The organism is Saccharopolyspora soli (assembly GCF_022678645.1).
Taxonomy (GTDB): domain Bacteria; phylum Actinomycetota; class Actinomycetes; order Mycobacteriales; family Pseudonocardiaceae; genus Saccharopolyspora; species Saccharopolyspora soli.
The window spans coordinates 60,303-77,212 of sequence record NZ_JALBWV010000033.1 but is presented as its reverse complement, the minus strand read 5'-3'; the positions used below and the strand labels follow the sequence as shown (position 1 = coordinate 77,212).

General features: G+C 70.1%; 14 protein-coding genes. 7 read left to right on the top strand and 7 right to left on the bottom strand.

Annotated elements, in window-relative coordinates; translation table 11 throughout:
• The first annotated feature begins 6 nt into the window (after nucleotides 1-6).
• The gene (locus MOQ72_RS24260; RefSeq protein WP_242187866.1) at nucleotides 7-1,212 is read left to right on the top strand and encodes an MFS transporter; all 1,206 of its coding nucleotides are present in this window, start codon (nucleotides 7-9) and stop codon (nucleotides 1,210-1,212) included.
• A 208-nt stretch (nucleotides 1,213-1,420) separates the two neighbouring features.
• On the opposite strand, the gene MOQ72_RS24255 is transcribed toward MOQ72_RS24260, so the two are convergent.
• From MOQ72_RS24255 to MOQ72_RS24245, 3 genes are read right to left on the bottom strand one after another with little or no spacing between them, the layout of a single operon-like run.
• Complete coding sequence (locus MOQ72_RS24255) at nucleotides 1,421-2,200, bottom strand: Fpg/Nei family DNA glycosylase (RefSeq protein WP_242187924.1); 780 nt, start codon at nucleotides 2,198-2,200, stop codon at nucleotides 1,421-1,423.
• Between the two features lie 7 nt (nucleotides 2,201-2,207).
• Nucleotides 2,208-2,846, bottom strand: a complete 639-nt coding sequence (locus tag MOQ72_RS24250) for a LysE family translocator (RefSeq protein ID WP_242187864.1) — start codon at nucleotides 2,844-2,846, stop codon at nucleotides 2,208-2,210.
• Nucleotides 2,843-3,679, bottom strand: coding sequence for a ParA family protein (locus tag MOQ72_RS24245; RefSeq protein ID WP_242187862.1), 837 nt, complete (start codon nucleotides 3,677-3,679; stop codon nucleotides 2,843-2,845). Before MOQ72_RS24245 ends, MOQ72_RS24250 begins: the two co-directional genes overlap by 4 nt.
• Before the next feature lie 139 nt (nucleotides 3,680-3,818).
• Between MOQ72_RS24245 and MOQ72_RS24240 the strand changes: the two genes are divergently transcribed.
• Nucleotides 3,819-4,550 carry a class I SAM-dependent methyltransferase gene (locus MOQ72_RS24240; RefSeq protein ID WP_242187860.1) on the top strand — a complete coding sequence of 244 codons (732 nt, stop codon included), beginning with the start codon at nucleotides 3,819-3,821 and terminating at the stop codon, nucleotides 4,548-4,550.
• A gap of 583 nt (nucleotides 4,551-5,133) precedes the next feature.
• Nucleotides 5,134-5,550, top strand: coding sequence for an SCO2097 family morphological protein (locus MOQ72_RS24235; protein WP_242187857.1), 417 nt, complete (start codon nucleotides 5,134-5,136; stop codon nucleotides 5,548-5,550).
• Nucleotides 5,551-5,994: 444 nt separating this feature from the next.
• Here MOQ72_RS24235 and MOQ72_RS24230 read toward each other — a convergent pair whose 3' ends face one another.
• Genes MOQ72_RS24230 through MOQ72_RS24220 form a run of 3 tightly spaced genes read right to left on the bottom strand, consistent with a single transcriptional unit; the run spans nucleotide 5,995 to nucleotide 10,475 of the window.
• Nucleotides 5,995-8,247: a transglutaminase TgpA family protein gene (locus MOQ72_RS24230; RefSeq protein WP_242187856.1), complete on the bottom strand. Its 2,253-nt coding sequence runs from the start codon at nucleotides 8,245-8,247 to the stop codon at nucleotides 5,995-5,997.
• Entirely contained in the window at nucleotides 8,244-9,497 is a 1,254-nt protein-coding gene (locus MOQ72_RS24225) for a DUF58 domain-containing protein (RefSeq protein WP_242187854.1), read from the bottom strand. The genes MOQ72_RS24230 and MOQ72_RS24225 overlap by 4 nt, the downstream gene beginning before the upstream one ends.
• A 3-nt stretch (nucleotides 9,498-9,500) precedes the next feature.
• Nucleotides 9,501-10,475 (bottom strand): AAA family ATPase, encoded by a 975-nt coding sequence (locus MOQ72_RS24220; protein WP_242187923.1) that lies wholly within the window; start codon nucleotides 10,473-10,475, stop codon nucleotides 9,501-9,503.
• Between the two features lie 649 nt (nucleotides 10,476-11,124).
• Here MOQ72_RS24220 and mraZ point away from each other — a divergent pair.
• From mraZ to MOQ72_RS24200, 4 genes are all read left to right on the top strand, one after another.
• A complete protein-coding gene (gene mraZ / locus MOQ72_RS24215; RefSeq protein WP_242187852.1) occupies nucleotides 11,125-11,556 on the top strand; it encodes a division/cell wall cluster transcriptional repressor MraZ in 432 nt (143 codons plus the stop codon).
• A 242-nt stretch (nucleotides 11,557-11,798) separates the two neighbouring features.
• Nucleotides 11,799-12,788: a 16S rRNA (cytosine(1402)-N(4))-methyltransferase RsmH gene (gene rsmH, locus MOQ72_RS24210; RefSeq protein WP_242187851.1), complete on the top strand. Its 990-nt coding sequence runs from the start codon at nucleotides 11,799-11,801 to the stop codon at nucleotides 12,786-12,788.
• 151 nt (nucleotides 12,789-12,939) lie between these two features.
• A complete protein-coding gene (ftsL, locus tag MOQ72_RS24205; RefSeq protein ID WP_242187848.1) occupies nucleotides 12,940-13,641 on the top strand; it encodes a cell division protein FtsL in 702 nt (233 codons plus the stop codon).
• A complete protein-coding gene (locus MOQ72_RS24200; RefSeq protein WP_242187846.1) occupies nucleotides 13,641-15,488 on the top strand; it encodes a peptidoglycan D,D-transpeptidase FtsI family protein in 1,848 nt (615 codons plus the stop codon). The genes ftsL and MOQ72_RS24200 overlap by 1 nt, the downstream gene beginning before the upstream one ends.
• Nucleotides 15,489-15,558: 70 nt before the next feature.
• Here MOQ72_RS24200 and MOQ72_RS24195 read toward each other — a convergent pair whose 3' ends face one another.
• The gene (locus MOQ72_RS24195; protein WP_242187845.1) at nucleotides 15,559-16,902 is read right to left on the bottom strand and encodes an MFS transporter; all 1,344 of its coding nucleotides are present in this window, start codon (nucleotides 16,900-16,902) and stop codon (nucleotides 15,559-15,561) included.
• Between the last annotated feature and the right edge of the window lie 8 nt (nucleotides 16,903-16,910).

Below are 16,910 nucleotides of genomic sequence, written 5' to 3'. Positions count from 1 at the left end.
CATGTGATGATTCGACAAGAATCAAATGACTTGCCGTCCTGGCGCCTGGCCGTCCTCGCCGTCGGCACGTTCGTGCTCGGCGTCGACGGCTTCGTGCTGCCCGGGCTGCTGCCGCCCATCGCCGCGGATCTGTCGGTGAGCGTTGCCGCCGCCGGTCAGCTGACCACCGCGTTCGCCGTTACGTATGCGGTCGGGTCGCCGATCATCGCGACGGCGACCGGTCGGATGGATCGGCGCGTGGTCATCGGTGTGGGCATGGGCACCTTCCTGGTCGGCATGGTGCTGCAGGCTGCGGGGCCTTCGTATGTGGTTGTGCTGGTCGGCCGCATCATTGCCGCGCTCGGCGCGGCTGCGTTCCAGGCCAACGCTTTTGCCGTGGCCGGTGTGCTGTCCCGCCCCGAGCGCAGAGCTCGGTCGTTCGCGATGGTCGGCGCGGGTTCCAGCCTCGCTTCGGTGCTCGGCGTGCCCTTAGGGCTGTTGATCGGGCAGTGGGTGGGCTGGCGGGGTGCGATGTGGACGATCGTGGCGCTCGCTGCCGTCGCTGCGGTGCTCGCCGCTGTCGGCGTGCCGTCCGTAACGCTGCCTGCGACTTCGCTGCGGAGCAGGGTCTCGGTGCTCGTCAACCCGCGCATTCTCGTCCTGCTGGTCGTCAGTGCGCTCGTGCTCGCGCCGAGCTACCTGGTGTCGTCCTACGCCGCGGCCGTCGTCGGTGTGAGCACCTCGGCCAGCAGCGCGGTGCTGGTCGCGCTGTTCGTGTTCGGCGCCGGTTTCTTCACGGGCAATCGCCTCGTCGGACGGTTTGCCGACCGATTCGGCTCGCTGGCTACCCTCATAGCGGCGCTGGCCGTAACGATCTGCACGACCGCCGCCTTGAGTGCCGTTGCGCATTGGTTCGTGCCGACCCTCGTCGCGCTGTTCGCCCTCGGCCTCGTCGGATCCTTCCTGTTCATCACGCAGCAGAACCGGGTGTTCGTCGCGGGTGGGGACGTTGCCGCCGTCGCGCTCGGCTTGAACGGATCGATGAACTACGTCGGAACGGCAATTGGCGCGGCCGTCGGCGGTGTGGTCCTCTCGCTCGCCGGAGTCCGCTGGCTGGCCCCGGCCGCCGCCGTCGTAGCTGCCATCGTGGTCGGCATCACCTGGCTTACAGCGCCCGAGCGGCGCATGGTGGCCAGCCCGGTCGCCGCAACGACGGCGGGCGGCCAACGATGATCGGTGAGGACGTGCTGCTCTTCGCCCGCGCTGAAGGACAACGACCCCGAGGTCCGAGATCGCCAAGGTAATCCTCATCAAGACGGCAAGAATGCTGGAAACGTCCCCCGGTCGACCCGCCCTACCGTGCACTCGCCGACACCGGCTCCTGACCAGCGGCTATGCCTGACTGTGGCCCCTTTTCGGCGTGTTTCGCTTGAACACGCGATCACGGTTGGCAGTGCGGGCAGTGGTAGGTGACGCGGGCCTCGACGTCGTCGCCTTGCGAGCCGCGCCGGACCGGGCCGCCGCAGCGCAGGCAGGTGCGTCGGCCGTAGACCCAGTGCTGGGTGCCGCGCCGGAGGCTGTTGGTCGTGGACTGCTCGGGATGCCAGGCGTTGCGCAGCAGGAGTTCTCGGCACAGCCGCACCGCACGGGTCGCGTCGATCTCCGCGACGGGCGTCCACGGCGACCGGCCCAGCAGGAAGCACACCTCCGTCTTGTACAGGTTCCCGACCCCGGCCAGCACCGTTTGGTCTAGCAGGGCGCGACCGAGCTCGCGGTCCGGGTCGGCGGTCAGCCGTCGGATCGCCTCGGCCGCGTGCTCGTCGTCCCAGGCCGGATCGAGCAGATCCGGCCCCAGGTGGCCGACCAGCCGAGGTTCCGCCGAGGTCGGCAACCAGTGCAGGTCGTGCAGGTTGAACCCGACCGCGACGCGCTCGGCGGTGCCCAGCACCGCCCGGACCTGGTGCGCGGGCCGCCGCCACCGGGCACCAGGGGAGTAGAGGTGCCAGGCGCCGTCCATCCGCAGGTGGCTGTGCAGCGTGTGGTCGTCGTCGAAGCGGATCAGCAGGTGCTTGCCGACCGGCCGCACCTCGCGGACCCCGCGACCAGCCAGGTCCATCGTGGACAGTCGAGGATGCCGCAGCTCGCCGCGGGTCAGGACCTGCCCGGCCAGCGCCTCGTGCAGCCGGTGGCAGGTGAGGAAGACGGTGTCCCCTTCGGGCAGGGCCGACTCACCGCCCCTCGACCGCCAACTTGAGGCCCAGACCGATCAGCACCGTCGCGGTGATCCGGTCCAGCCAGGCGCGCACCCGCTGCCGCTGGAACAGCGCGCGGGCGCGACCGGCGACCCACACCAGCACGGTGGACCACAGCAGCCCGATCAAGATGTGCGTCGCGACCAGCAGCGGACCCCAGGCGAACGCATGACCGGTCGGCAGGAACTGCGGGAGCAGGCTGATGTAGAACACGCCCACCTTGGGGTTGAGCAGGTTCGTGGCCAACCCGGAACGCAACGCCGCCCCGCTGGTCAACCCGACCGGGGCGTCCGGGATCGCCGCGTCCGGCTGCTGAACCCTGTTGCGGGGCAACGACTTCCACAATGCCGAGCCGCCCAGCCAGAGCAGGTAGACCGCGCCCGCCACCCGCACGACGTCGTAGGCCAGCTGGGAGGCGGTCAGCAGCGCTGTCAAGCCCGCGACGCTCGCCGTGCCCCAGACCACGCAGCCGAGGCTGATGCCGAGGTACGTCGCCACCCCGGCGCGGCGTCCGCCGAGCAGCGAATGCCGCAGGATCAGCATGGTGTCCAAGCCTGGCGTCATCACGCCGATCAGGGCCACGAGGACAAAAGCGGAGAACGCCGCAGTGCTCATTCGGTACCTTCCAGCAGTTCGTCGTCGTCCTGCTCCGCGCGGCGCGGGCGGGCGGCCCGCAGAATCCGGGCCAGCACCAGGTTGAACGCGAGTGCGACCTCGCGCGCACCCGGCGTGCCCCACTGGTGGATCGGCATGCACGCGCCCTGCGCCTGCTGCACCGCCAGCCGATCGGGCAGCGCGACCGGCATCACCAGCGGGCCGAAGATCTCCCGCAGTTCTTCGATCCGGAACTGGTGCTCGTGGGAACGCGGTCGCACCCGGTTGACGATGACGCCGAGCGGTTGCAGCTCGGGGTTGTTCGACTGCCGCTCGGCTTGCACGGCCTCGAACGCCCGCTGCACACCGGAGACCGCGAAGATCGTCGGCTCGGTGACCAGCAGGGCGCGGTCGGCGGCGATCAGCGCCGAGCGGGTCAACCGCCCCAGCGACGGCGGGCAGTCCAGCAGCACCAACTGGTACGGCAGCTCATCTTCGGCGCTCGGGTCGTCCAATTCGGACAGTGCCTCGGTGAGCCGGGACAGGTGCCTGCCGTCGGGGTGGTGTCCGTTGTGGCTCTCGGCATCTTCGGAACCCACCAGGACATCGACCTCGGCGCCCCACGAACTGCCGGTCACCGCGGCGCGCACGTTCTCCGGGCGCGGATCGGCGAGGACGTCGCTGAGGCCCTTGGTGGTCCGCCCCGGCTCCAGGCACGCCGTCGCGTTGCACTGCGGATCGAGGTCGACGACGAGCGTCCGAACTCCCCGGCGCATCGCGGCCGAGGCGAGGCCGAGCACCACGGTCGTTTTGCCCACGCCACCTTTGAGACTCAGCACTGCCACCGTCTGCACGGTCGTAGCCTACGGAACCGGCGGCCGTCCCAGAACTTCTCCCTGAAACTTGCTCGCGGTGGCTGCAAAGATTCTGCGGGCTCTGGTTGGTCCGCACGCCGGTGAAACCGGACGACGTCCCAGCATTACGCTGCTAACCATGAGATCCGACGCCGTTCACCAGGTGCTGGAAGCCGAACTCGTCGAAGCCCGGCGGCGCGGTGGCGGACGCCCGCCGCGGGTCCTCGACGTCGGTGGTGGCAGCGGGGTGTGGGCGGTGCCGTTGGCTTCGGCGGGCTGCTCGGTGACGGTCGTCGATCCCAGTCCCAACGCGTTGGCCATGCTCCAGCGCCGGGCGGTGGAAGCCGGGGTGGCCGACCGGATCACCCCGTTGCAGGGCGACACCGACGCGTTGTCGGCGATCAGCCCGGAAGGCGGCGCCGATCTGGTGCTCGCGCACGGCTTGCTGGAGGTCGTCGACGACGTCGACACCGCGGTCGCGGCGCTGGTGGCAGCTACCAAGCCAGGCGGCGCGGTGTCGGTGTTGGTCGCCAACCGGTACGCGGCGGTCCTCGGCTGGGCGCTGGCCGGGCGGGTGGCCGAGGCATTGCAACTGATCCAGGCTCCGGACGGTCGGCTCGACGAGTCCTCGGACACCTTGCAGCGGCGGTTCGACACCGATGGCCTGCGGGAGGTCCTGGCGGCGGCCGGGTTGACCGTGGAACTCGTCCAGGGCCAAGCGGTCCTCAGCGATCTGGTGCCCGGATCGGTGCTGGACAACAACCCCAGAGCCGCGGAAGCGATGGCCGAGTTGGAGCGAGTGGCGGCGCTTCGCCCACCGCTGCGGGACATCGCGACCCGCCTGCACGCCATCGGCCGCGCACCCGCCTAGATGATTGATTCCAGACTCGTTTTTCGTGCCAATACGCGGCGGAGGGGCTGTCCTCGCGAGAAGACCGCTCAGAACCCGCGGCGGTGCAAGCTGAGAGGGTGGGTTAAGCGCTGCGCGCTTGCGGCAGCCCACTCCACCGTCACGTGGAGTATCGCGGCTGCGGCCCAATCAAGAATCAACCAGCTAGCAACGGAGCCTGCTGCGGTGCGCCGGGCGACTGCGTTGCGTCAAGGGAGTTCAACGGCGAGTAGCGGGGAGTTGGCCCGGCGCCGGGCATCGGATGTACCTGACTCGGGCATCCCGCGGGCGGCCCCGCATCTGTACCCTTCAAGACGTCGCTTCGGCCGAGTGCAGCAGCGGCTTCGGGGGCGGGCTTGGGGCAGAACGCGGATCGATCACTGCCCCGAGGGGATGATGTCGGCAACCTCGCACAGTTCCAGTGCCGGGACCGGGTAGTCGTCGCGTCGCTGGAACCGTATCCTCGGTGTTGACGCCCCCAAGCGTTCGCCGGTCCCCAACCTGGGTGGGCAACAGCCCGCCGGGTCTCCGGCGCCACTGAGAGACCTGTGCCGGAGGAGGAGTCATGCCACTCTCCGAGCACGAGCAGCGACAGCTCGAACAAATCGAGCGCGCGCTCTACGCCGAGGACCCGAAGTTCGCCTCCACCGTGCGCGGCGGACGGCTGAATCGCCCATCCCGACGTCGGCGGCTGCAGGGCTTTGCCGTCTTCGCGCTGGGATTGGCCCTGCTGGTAATCGGTGCGGTGATCCCGGCCCTCAGACCGGCCGACATCCCCGTGTTGAGCGTGGTCGGCTTCCTCGTGATGTTCGGCGGAGCAGTGATCGTCCTGTCCGCGTTGCGCGGTGGCGGGGACGACGTGGAATCGGTGCCGGAGAACGGCGGTGGTGGTCGGCCGAAGCGGGGCCCGAATCGCAGCGCTGGGCGCAGCTCCTTCGCGCAGCGCATGGAGGAGCGCTTCCGCAGGCGCTTCGAGCAGTAACTGCTCATGATCTGATGATCGTCGCCTGATCCGCGGGATCGGTGCGGCGATCTTCGCTGTACGACAGCGCCGATTTCGCTGAAACGCGGCCGCGAGCGTTACGCGCGGCGGCCGCGTCGTGTCAGAGCGCGCGGATCGGTGCCGAGGCGAGCCGCTTTTCGCCGCCGTCGCGGGTTCTCAGCAGTGCCATGCGGGTTCCGCTACGCAAGCCGATCCGCGCACTCTTAGAGTCTTTGTTCTTGTTTTTGAAGCGGCGTAGCCGCTTAGCCCACCCTCGAAACCGGCACCGCCGCGGGTTCTCAGACTGTGCCCACTGGCGTTCTCTGGGAGGACCTACCTCGACGTGGTGTATTGGCATACATGATGTCGGGGATCCCGGACCGAGACGGCGTCTGAGGTTCCGCCACCCGCGCCGCCACGCAAAACGAGCTTGGAAACAAGCGCTTATAGGTTGGCTTGGCGCAGTTGTAGCACCGAGCGCGGGAAAAGCCGCGAGCGCCAGTCCAGCGGCGCTGCGCGGCGCAAGCTGTCCAGCACACTGCGCAGCGATTCCGGCAGGGTCGCGTCCGGTTTTTGCCCCGGCGGCGCGTACCACTCCCGTTCCACCGCCACCACCAGCGCTCGCATGGCGATGGCACCGGATTCGTCCAAGCCGTGTTGGTCGATCAGCCCGGTCGCTACCCGGCGCGCCGTGTCGGCAGCCGCTGGTCTGGTTCCGCGATCTCGGAACTCGTCCAGCACCTCCTGCCACGCGAGCCCGGCCGCCCCCTCCGTGCCTTCGGCGATCGCGTGCAGCCGCCGTCTCCGGCGCACCTCGCGCACCACCGCGGGCGTCGCGAGCAGCGCGAATGCGAGCACGAGGACGCTGATGGTGATCTGCCACGGGCTTCCGGCCTCGGCCTCGCGGGGTGTGCGCGCGGTGCCGCCGATGTCGGCACCGTCCGGACGTTCCGCTCCGGGCACCGAACTTGCCGTCGGCGGCGTGCTCGGCAGGGCCTGGCCGGGCAGCGGTGCCTGCGGCTGCACCGGGTGCAACTCGCTGTTCAGGAACTGCGGCAGCGAGGTGCGGCCGTCGTCCAGCGGGGTCGGGTCGAAGGTCTGCCAGCCCCAGCCGGGGAAGTACGCCTCCACCCAGGCGTGCGCGTCCTCGGTGGTGATCACCCGCTCGTCGCCGTCGCGATAACCCGAGGTGAAGCCGATGGCCACCCGGGACGGGATGCCGACGGCGCGCAGCAGGACCGCCATCGACGAGGCGTACTGCTCGCAGAAGCCGCGCTTGCCGCGGAACAGGAAGTCCGACAGGGCGTCCCCGCCGGTCGACGGGGCGGTCCGCAGGTCGTAGCGGAAACCGTTGGCCGGGTCGGTGAAGTACCGGTTGAGCGCGACCGCCTTGTCGAACTCGGTCGGCGAGTTCGCGGTCAGCTGTCGGGCCAGGTCGGCCACCTGCGGCGGGATGCCCGCGGTGTTCAGGTAGGCCGGGGCGACCGCCATCGGCCCGCTGGCGTTGCGCAGCTCGTCCGGGGTCGGGTCGGAAAGGATCGCGCGCTGGACGTACGGGCGGCTCTCCTGGTTGGTCTGGGTGAACACGATTCCGGCGGCCGGGTCGTAACGCCAGTTCGGCCCCATCCCGGAGACGGCGACCGGCATGCCGAACACCGGCAGCCACGGATCGCGGTAGCCAATCGGCTGGATCTCGACCCGCTCCGGGGTGCCGCGGTTGATCGTGGTGCCCTCCGGCAACGGGAGGTTGACACCGGCGTCGACGCCCTGGGTGAGGCCCTCCAGTTCCCAGCCGCGCTGCGGGTCGAACTTCCGCAGCGTCATCGCCCGCAGGTAGGAGTCCTGCCGCATGCCGCGGATCCGGAACAGTTCGACGACGCGGTCCCGGTTGAGCTGGCCGCGCAGCGAGGTGAACGGTTGCAGGCCGATGCCGTCGGTGCCGCCGAACTGCTCCGGCACGGCGCCGGGCAACCGGCCCTCGGTGCCGACCCCGGTGAACGCCGCGCCGGTGAGCAGCGCGATCACCCCGGCGGTCCCGGCCACCGCTGCCGTGGTGCGGCCGAAGAGCGTGTGCGCGACCTGGCTGCGGTCTTCGTGCCGCCGCCACTTGCGGTGTTGCCCGCCGGAGGCGAGCAGCAGGGCGTAACCGAGTGCCCCGGCGACGAAGGTCCACCACGGCAGCATGTCGTCGGCCAGCGATGCGGGGATGGCGAACACGCACAGCAGCACCAGACCGGTCACCGCTGGGCTGCGGAAGGTCACCACGATGACGTCCACGACCACCGCGACCACTCCCAGCCCGAGGCAGACCAGGGTTTGCAGCGCTGGTTCGGCGGGCACCGGCGGCACCCCGGTGCGCACCAGCTCACCGGCTCTGGACAGCAGGTCGCCCAGTTCGCCGATGGCGGCCGGACCGGGCAGCACACCGAGCACGGCCCGGTCGGCGAACAACGCCGTCAGAACCACCAGCAGGCCCATGAGCTCCGCGAACACCGTCAGTGCCAGCGGCCAGCGGACCCGTCGCGCCACCGCCCCCACCGCTACCACGGCGAGCACGGTGAACACGGCCGGGAAAAGCCACCGGCTGTCGGCGAGCACGCCGGAGAACGCGGTCGCCGCGCACAGCACCGAAAAGGCGCCAGCGGCGGCGGCCACCAGTGACGTGTCGATCGCGCGGGTCATCCGGTTCGCGGTCACGTCCCGACCTCCGATTCCGGCGCGGTGGTCTCCCGGCACAGCTGCTGCCAGATGTCGGCGATCGAGGTGCTCGGTCCGGCCGCGATCACCACGGTCCAACCCGCCGCGCGCAGCCGCCGGGCGGTCTGCTTCGGGTCGAAGCCGCCGCCTGCTTCGCCCTGCCAGGCGTGGACATCCAGCAGCAACGCGAGGCTCCGAGTCTCTTGTGGACGGAGCTTGGTCAGCTCGGTGACCGCGGCGGTGGTCGTTTCGCCGAGCACCGCGATCAACTCGTGCCCGCTGCCCGGATCGCGGGTGGCCACCAGATCGCGTTGCGGCGACGTGCGCACCGCGGCCAGCGCGTCCAGCACCGCGTCGTCGTCGTGCCCGCCGTCGGTCGGTCCCGCGCCACCGGCCAGCACATGCCCGTCCTCCGTGACCAGCCGAACCTGCTGGCCGTTCTGGTGCAGGTGGAGGCAGATGCTGGCCGCCGCGGAGATCGCCCACTCGACGCTGCTGCGCGCGCCGCTACCCCGATGCGCGGCCGTCCGCCGGTCGAGCAGCACCGTCACGCCGCCGTGCCACGGGCGTTCCTCGACGCGCACCATCAGCTCGTCGCGACGTGCGGTGGACTTCCAGTGCACCCGGCGGATGTCGTCGCCGTGCCGGTACTGCCGCACCATGGCGTCGTCTTCGCCGTGCCCGGCCCGCAGCCGGGTGGTGCCGTCATCCCCGGTGCCCAGGCCAGAACCGGCGGGCAGCCCGGAGAGCTGGAAGACCTTCGGCACCGCGACCAACCGGTCGCGGTCGGCCAGCTCCCGCTCGAATTCGGAGAGCCCGAACGGGTCGCCGATCCGGGTGCGCAGCGGTCCGATGTGGTGGATGCCGCGCAGGGTCGGTTCCACCGAGTACTCCAGGACCGTGCCGCCGTGCCGCGGCACCGAATCCAGCCGGAACCGCGGTCGCCCGCCGAGCGCGTGCGGGGTGTTGTCCTCCAGCACCAGCCCGCCGACCGGAAGCCGTCCGCCGCCGGTGACGTGCAGTTGGACGGTCGCCTTGGCGCCGACCGGGATCCGCGGCGGCACCACCCGCCGCCGGGCCCCGATGCCGAACCGGATGCGGCTGGACAGCAGCAGCGCCAACAGCGGTAGCGCGACCACGAACGCCGACACCCGCAGCAGATCCCGTTCGTCCAGCACCAGCGCGCACACCCCAGCGGCCGCGCCCGCCGCCAACAGGCAGCGCCCGCGGATGGTCAGCCCCGCGAGCACGGCTTACCTTCGTCCGCTGTCGGTGTCGCCGCGCGGCACCGGGATCCGGTTCAGCAACTGCCGCACCAGATCCGTGGCCGAACGGCGCGCGGCGCGGGCCTCACTGGTCAGCACCAGCCGGTGGGCGAGCACCGGGACGGCGATGGCCTGCACGTCGTCCGGGATGACGAACTCGCGACCCGCGAGCGCGGCCTGCGCGCGGGCGGCGCGGACCAGTTGCAGGGTCGATCTGGGCGAGGCGCCCAGTCGCAGTTCCGGCAGCTGGCGCGTGGCGGTCACCAGGTCGATCACGTAGCGCCGGATCTCGGTGGACAGGTGCACCTGCCGCACGGCTCGCAGCATGGCCTGCACCTCGCTGCTGTCGGCGACCGGGCGCAGGTCGCGCAGCGGATCGTGCCCGGCGTGCTCGTCCACCATCGCCAGCTCGGCCTTCGCGTCCGGGTAGCCGATCGACACGCGGGTGGTGAAGCGGTCCCGCTGCGCCTCGGGCAGCGCGTAGGTGCCTTCCATCTCGATCGGGTTCTGGGTGGCGATCACCATGAACGGCGCGTTCAGCGGATAGGTTTCCCCGTCGACGGTGACCTGGTTCTCCTCCATGCACTCCAGCAGCGCCGACTGGGTCTTCGGGGAGGCCCGGTTGATCTCGTCGCCGACCACGATGTTGGCGAACACCGGGCCTGGCCGGAACTCGAAGTTCTCGGTCTGCCGGTTGTAGATGGACACCCCGGTGATGTCGCTGGGCAGCAGGTCGGGGGTGAACTGGATGCGGCTGACCGCGCAGTCGATGGACCGGGCCAACGCCTTGGCCAGCGAGGTCTTGCCGACCCCCGGCACGTCTTCGACCAGCAGGTGACCCTCGGCCAGCATGGTGACCAACGCGACCCGCACCACCTCGGGCTTGCCGACCAGGACCTGTTCGACGTTGGCGGCGATGCGCTGGATCGTGCCGTGCAGCCGGTCGATGCCGGGCGCCTCCAGGGCATCCGCGGTGTCGCCGGTCGTCGGGCTGGACAGCTGAACCTTGGGCGTCACGCCACCTCCTGCACGTTGCGGCACACGATCACCCGGCTCGGGAAGTCGGCTCGCCGGAACGATCGCGCATGCAAGCCTCCAAAGTCTGCGGCCGGTGGGCGGCTGCGGCGGCCCGCGCCAGCGTCCTCCGGACACGCCGAAGATCATCCGATCGACTCCGGCGTGCACGTGCAGTGTGCCAAACCGGCGGTGTCCGGCGGGACACCCTCACCAACCTCGAGGTGGATCGGCCGCCCCACTCCGCCCCACCGCCGAGCCCGTCGGCGGCCGGATCGAGCGGGCTCCGAGCATAACGGCGCAACACGACGGATTGATCAAGGTTGGGCCGCGGAATCCCCCCACTTCGCCCCCACGGTGCGCTACCTGCGCAAACGGTGTCACTACTGCCGGGGGAACCGGGGCAACTCGTGTTGACGGTGGAGCGAAGTGGGGTACTGTGGGGGAAGGTGGGGCAAACGGGGGTCCCGCCGCTTCCGGTGGCCACTGATCATCGAGACCAGCGGAAGCACGGGCTCGGTGGTTGGTCCAGTCGATCAGGACCGGGACGTGGTCCGGTCGTCGTGCGGACGGCCTGGGCCGGGGGAGGTGGACCGGGATGTTTCTCGGCACCCACCACCCGAAGCTCGACGACAAGGGGCGTTTGACGCTGCCGGCGAAGTTCCGGGAAGCACTGGCGGGGGGGTTGATGGTCACCAAAGGTCAGGACCACTGCCTCTACGTCTTCCCGCGCGACGAGTTCGAGCAGATGGCGCGCAAGGTCGCCGAGGCCCCGTTCACCAACGAGGCGGTCCGCGCCTACCAGCGGTACCTGTTCGCCGGAACCGACGAGCAGCAGCCCGATGGCCAGGGTCGGATCTCGATCGCGGCGGAGCTGCGGCGCTACGCCGGGCTGACCAAGGAATGCGTGGTCATCGGCGCGATCAACCGCCTGGAGATCTGGCACGCGGAGAGGTGGCAGAGCTACCTCGACGAACACGAGGAGGGCTATGCGCAGGCACGTGAGGAGGTGTTGCCGGGCGTGTTCTGAGCGTTCCGCCGACCGGCCCAACGGACGTTGACGGCGGCGATCCGGGTTTCGTGAGGCCTCGGTCCGCTCGGCTATCGCATGCCTGGTGCATCTTCCCCGGCACCAGGACGCGACGGGCGGGCGGGGACCTGACGGGATCCGGGAATCCAGGGGGAAAACCGAACAGCCGCCGCGCGCGCGCCCACGGGTCCGCGCGCGCGGCTGGCGGCTCTCGACGAAACGGCACGCGGGAGGGAGGCGCCGTGGCCGATCAACGGCATGATCAGGGCGCGTCCGCCCGCGACCGGCACGTGCCGGTGCTGCTCGACCGCACCCTGGAACTGCTCGCACCGGTGCTCTCCCGCGACGGCGCAGTGGTCGTCGATGCCACGCTCGGCATGGGCGGGCACTCCGAGGCGATGCTCGCGGCCCACTCCGGCCTGACCCTAGTCGGGCTGGACCGCGATCCGGAAGCCCTGCGGCTGGCCGGTGCCCGGCTGGCGCCCTACGCCTCGCGGATCCACTTGGTGCACGCGGTGTACGACCAGTGGGCCGAGGTGTTGGCCGAGCTCGGGTTGTCCGAAGTGGACGGCGCGCTGTTCGACCTCGGGGTGTCCTCGCTGCAACTGGACGAGACCGGCCGCGGGTTCGCCTACGCGCACGATGCGCCGCTGGACATGCGGATGGATCCGGGCGCGCCGCGCACCGCCGCGGACGTGCTCAACACCTACCCCGCGGACGAGTTGGCGCGGGTGCTGCGGACCTACGGCGAGGAGAAGTTCGCGACCAAGATCGCCGCCGCGATCGTCCGGGAGCGCAAGAAAGAACCGTTCACCAACAGCGCGCGGCTGGTGCAGCTGCTCTACGACACCGTTCCGGCGGCCAGTCGGCGAACCGGCGGGCATCCGGCCAAGCGCACCTTCCAGGCGCTGCGCATCGAGGTCAACGCGGAGCTCGACGTGCTGGAGAGCGCGTTGCCCGCGGCGTTGGACTCGTTGGCCGTGGGCGGCCGGATCGTGGTGCTGTCCTACCACTCGCTGGAGGACCGGATGGTCAAGCGGGCTTTCGCCGAGCGGTCGAAGTCGCGCACGCCGGTCGACCTGCCGGTGGAACTGCCCGGCCACGGGCCGGAATTCCGATTGCTAACCAGGGGTGCGGAACTCGCCGGTGAGCAGGAGATCGAAGCGAACCCCCGCGCGGCGTCGGTGCGGCTGCGAGCCGCGGAACGGATCAGCCCGAGGGGGAACGCATGAGTAGCCCTGTGTCAACCCCAGTCCTCCGCAACGGCACCTCAGGGGACCGTGACGCAAGCCAGCCACCAGAAACCCCGAAACGTGAGATTCGTGCCGGACGCGGCCACCACTGTGAATCGCGGAGAGGCGGCACGGGAGGCGGAAGAGTGACATGACGGCACCTGCACGCGCCAAGAACGCTGCTTCGCGGACGGGGTCCAACGAGCGAACGCAGCAGGCCGCCCAGAAAACCGCGCAGAAGTCCGGGCCGGAGAAGCCGCGGGCGCGTTCAGCCGCGGCCGAACGCGCTTACGCGCGCCGGGAAGAACGGCGGGACCGCTCGTTGCGGGAGCCGTCCGATCGGCGGCCGAGTCAGCTGCGTCAGGGCGTGGAAGAACGGCGGCCGTCGAAGCCGAAATCGCGACCGAAGGCCAAGCAGCTGCAGGAGCGGGTTTCGCTCTCGCGGTTGCCGCTGGTGGTCGTCGTGATGTCGGTGCTGGCCACCGGGCTGGCCGCGACGTTGTGGCTGTCCATCGCGGCGGTCAGCGGCAGCTACCGGTTGCAGGACGGCGAGAACCGGATCAACGAGTTGAACGAGCGCAAGGAGCGGCTGCTCAGCGACGTCAGCTCGATGAGCTCGACACCCGAGATCCAGCGCCAGGCGGAAGCGTTGGGCATGCAGCCCGCGCCGCCGCCCGCGCACCTCGTCCCGCAGCCGGACGGGTCGGTGCTCGTCGTCGGTGAACCGAAGAAGGCCACCGCAGCGCCGCCCCAGGCTCCGCCGCCGGTCCAGCCACCGGTCGATCCCGCGGCGCCGCCAGCGAACGCGCCGGACCTGGTCCAGCCGCCGCCTGCCGCGTTGGCAGGGCATTGATGGCTCGCGGGTCGACCAGGACCATCCAGGGGCGTACCGCGCGGACCAACGTGGCCGGTAGCAACCGGCGGCTGCGGGTCGGCCGGTTGCTGCTGGTGATCGCGCTGGTGTTGACCGGTGGCAAGCTGATCCAGGTGCAGGGCGTCGAAGCCAGTGACCTGTCCGAGAAGTCGCAGCGGCAGCGGATCGACAGCCAGCGCATCCCGGCCGAGCGGGGCTCCATAGTGGACCGCAACGAGAACGTGCTGGCGTTCAGCAGCGAAGCGCGGCAGCTCTACGCCAACCCGCGGCTGCTGACCCAGACCTTCGACGAGGCGCACGCCAAGGACCCCTCGAAACCCACCGCGGTGCAGTACAAGCAGGAGATCGCCCGGTTCATCCCGCAGGTGGTGCACGGCAAGATCACCGAGCAGGAAGTGCTCGACGCGCTGTTCAAGGACGTCGAATTCACCTACTTCGGCGCGGAGGTCGATCCGAGCCAGGCACGCGTGATCAACGAGAAGTACCCGCAGATCGGGGCGGAGTACCGGGCGACCCGCGAATATCCCGCCGGGGACGTGGGCGCGAACATCATCGGCGCGGCGAACTGGCGGATGGACGAGAAGCGGGTGCAGGGCCAGATCGGCTTGGAGGCCAGGCTGGACCCGGTGCTGGCCGGGACCGACGGCGTGAAGGTCTCGGACACCGCGATGGGGTCGAACCTGGTCATCCCCGGCACCGAGCGGGAGTTGGAACCCGCCGTCGCGGGCTCGGACGTGCAGCTGACCATCGACTCGGACCTGCAGTTCATGGTGCAGCGCGAGCTCGCCGACTACGCCCGGAAGGCCGGGGCCAAGACCGCCAGCGCGGTGGTGCTGGACGCCAAGACCGGCGAGGTCTACGCGCTGGCCAACGACAAGACCTTCGACCCGCGCGGTTCCTGGGCCGAGAACACCGGCAACCCGGCGGTGACCACGCCGTACGAGCCGGGCTCGGTGAACAAGGTGATCACCGCGGCCGGGGCGATCGAGAACGGCGTCGTCAAGCCGGACACCGTGCTGCAGGTGCCGGGGTCCATCAAGGTCGCCGACCGGACCGTCGAGGACGCCTGGCCGCACGCCACTATTCCGCTGACCTTCACCGGGGTGCTGGGCAAGTCGTCCAACGTCGGCACCCTGATGGTCGCGCAACAGCTCGGCGAGCAGCGGTTCTACGACCTGGCCCGGCGCTTCGGCCTGGGCCAGCGGACTGATCTCGGGCTCGGCGGTGAGAGCGCGGGCAGCCTGCCGCCGCGCGAATCCTGGTCCGGATCGACCTTCGCGAACCTGCCGATCGGCCAGGGCCTTTCGATGACGGTGCTGCAGATGGCCGGGATGTACCAGGCGATCGCCAACGACGGGGTGCGGATGCCGCCGCGCATCATCGCCGCGGATATCCGGCCGGACGGCACGCGAGTGGAGCGGCCCCGACCGGAAGGTGTGCGGGTGGTCAGCCCGGAGGCGGCGCACACCGTGCGGGACATGCTGCGCTCGGTGGTGCAGAACGCCCCGCAGCCGCAGCGCGGCACCGGTCCGCAGGCAGCGCTGCCCGGCTACCAGATCTCCGGCAAGACTGGAACAGCGCAGCAGATCAACCCGGAGTGCCGCTGCTACAGCAATTCGAAGTACTGGATCACCTTCGCCGGGATCGTGCCAGCGGACAACCCGCGTTTCGTGGTCGGGCTGGTGCTGGACGGGCCGACGTCCGGCACTCCGGAAGCCGCCTCGGCGGCCCCGCTGTTCCACAACATCGCGGCGTTCCTCACCCAGCGCTACCAGATCCCGCTGTCCAAGGAACAAGCCCCGGTCCAGATCCTCCAAGCGAACTGACTGGCTCCTTCGCCGCACCGCGCCCGGTCGACCATGCCCCGGCTGAGGTGCCGGGGCATGGTCGTCGGCGTCAGGGGACGCCTTCGGTTTTGCGCTGGGGGGTTTGGGTTTCGGCCGGTGCCTTGACGCGGGACAGCGTCAGGAACAGCAGTGCTGCCGCGAAACCGCAGAAGGCCAGCAGGTACAGGCCCGCCGTGTCGGAGCCGAGGGTGTCCTCGATCCAGGTCTTAGCGACCGGGGCCACGAAACCGCCCAGGTTGCCCAGCGAGTTGATCAAGCCGATGCCCGCCGCCGCAGCCGTGCCGGTCAGGTATGCCGCCGGGAACGTCCAGAACACCGGCTGCACCGAGATGTAGCCAGCGGCCGCCACCGCCAGGCCCGCGATCGCCAGCACCGGGCTGCTGAAGTACGCCGACGCCGCGATGCCGATCGAGCCGCCCGCGACGCTGGCCGCGGCCACGAAGCGCTTCTTGGGCTGGGCCAGCCGGTCGGCTCCGGTGGACACCGCGATGTTCACCAGCAGGGCCACCGCCCACGGAATCGCGGTCACCAGCCCGACCAGCAGACCGACCTTGCTGCCCACGGCTTCGGCCACCTGGGTCGGAAGGTAGAAGGTCATGCCGTAGACGCTGCACTGGATCAGGAAGTAGATCAGGCAGAAGTACAGCACCCGCCGGTCCACCAGGGCCGACCACAGCCGGTGCGGGCTGTGCGCCTGCTTGGCCTCGGCTTCCCGGTCTACCGCGGTTTGCAGCGCGGTGCGCTGCTCGGGCGACAGCCACTTGGCGTCCGCGGGCTTGTTGTCCAGGTAGAAGAACGCCCACACGCCGACCACGCAGGCGATCAGGCCCTCCACCGCGAACATCCACTGCCAGCCGAGGAGGCCGCCCACGCCGTCGAGTTCCAGCAGCATTCCGGACAGCGGCCCACCGAGCACCGACGCCAGCGGGATGCCGAAGTAGAACAGCGCGTTGCAGCGCGCCCGGTACGCGTGCGGCACCCAGTAGGTGATGAACAGGATGACGCCGGGGAAGAAGCCAGCCTCGGCCACGCCCAGCAGGAAGCGCAGCAGGTAGAAGAGGAACTCGTTGCTCACCAGCGCCATCGCGGCCGAGATGATGCCCCAGGTCACCATGATCCGGCACATCCACCAGCGGGCCCCGACCCGCGTCATGATCAGGTTGCTCGGCACCTCGAACAACGCGTAGCCGATGAAGAACAGCCCCGCACCGAGTGCGTAGGCCGCCTCCGAGATCCCGGCGTGCGCCTGGAACTCCTCCTTGGCGAACCCGATGTTGACGCGATCCAGGAATGCGATCACGTACATGAAGAACAGGAACGGCATCAGCCGCACCATGACCCGCCGGATCGCGGTCGTGAGCGCCTCGTCGTGCGCCCGCTGGCCGGTTTGCACCCTGCCTC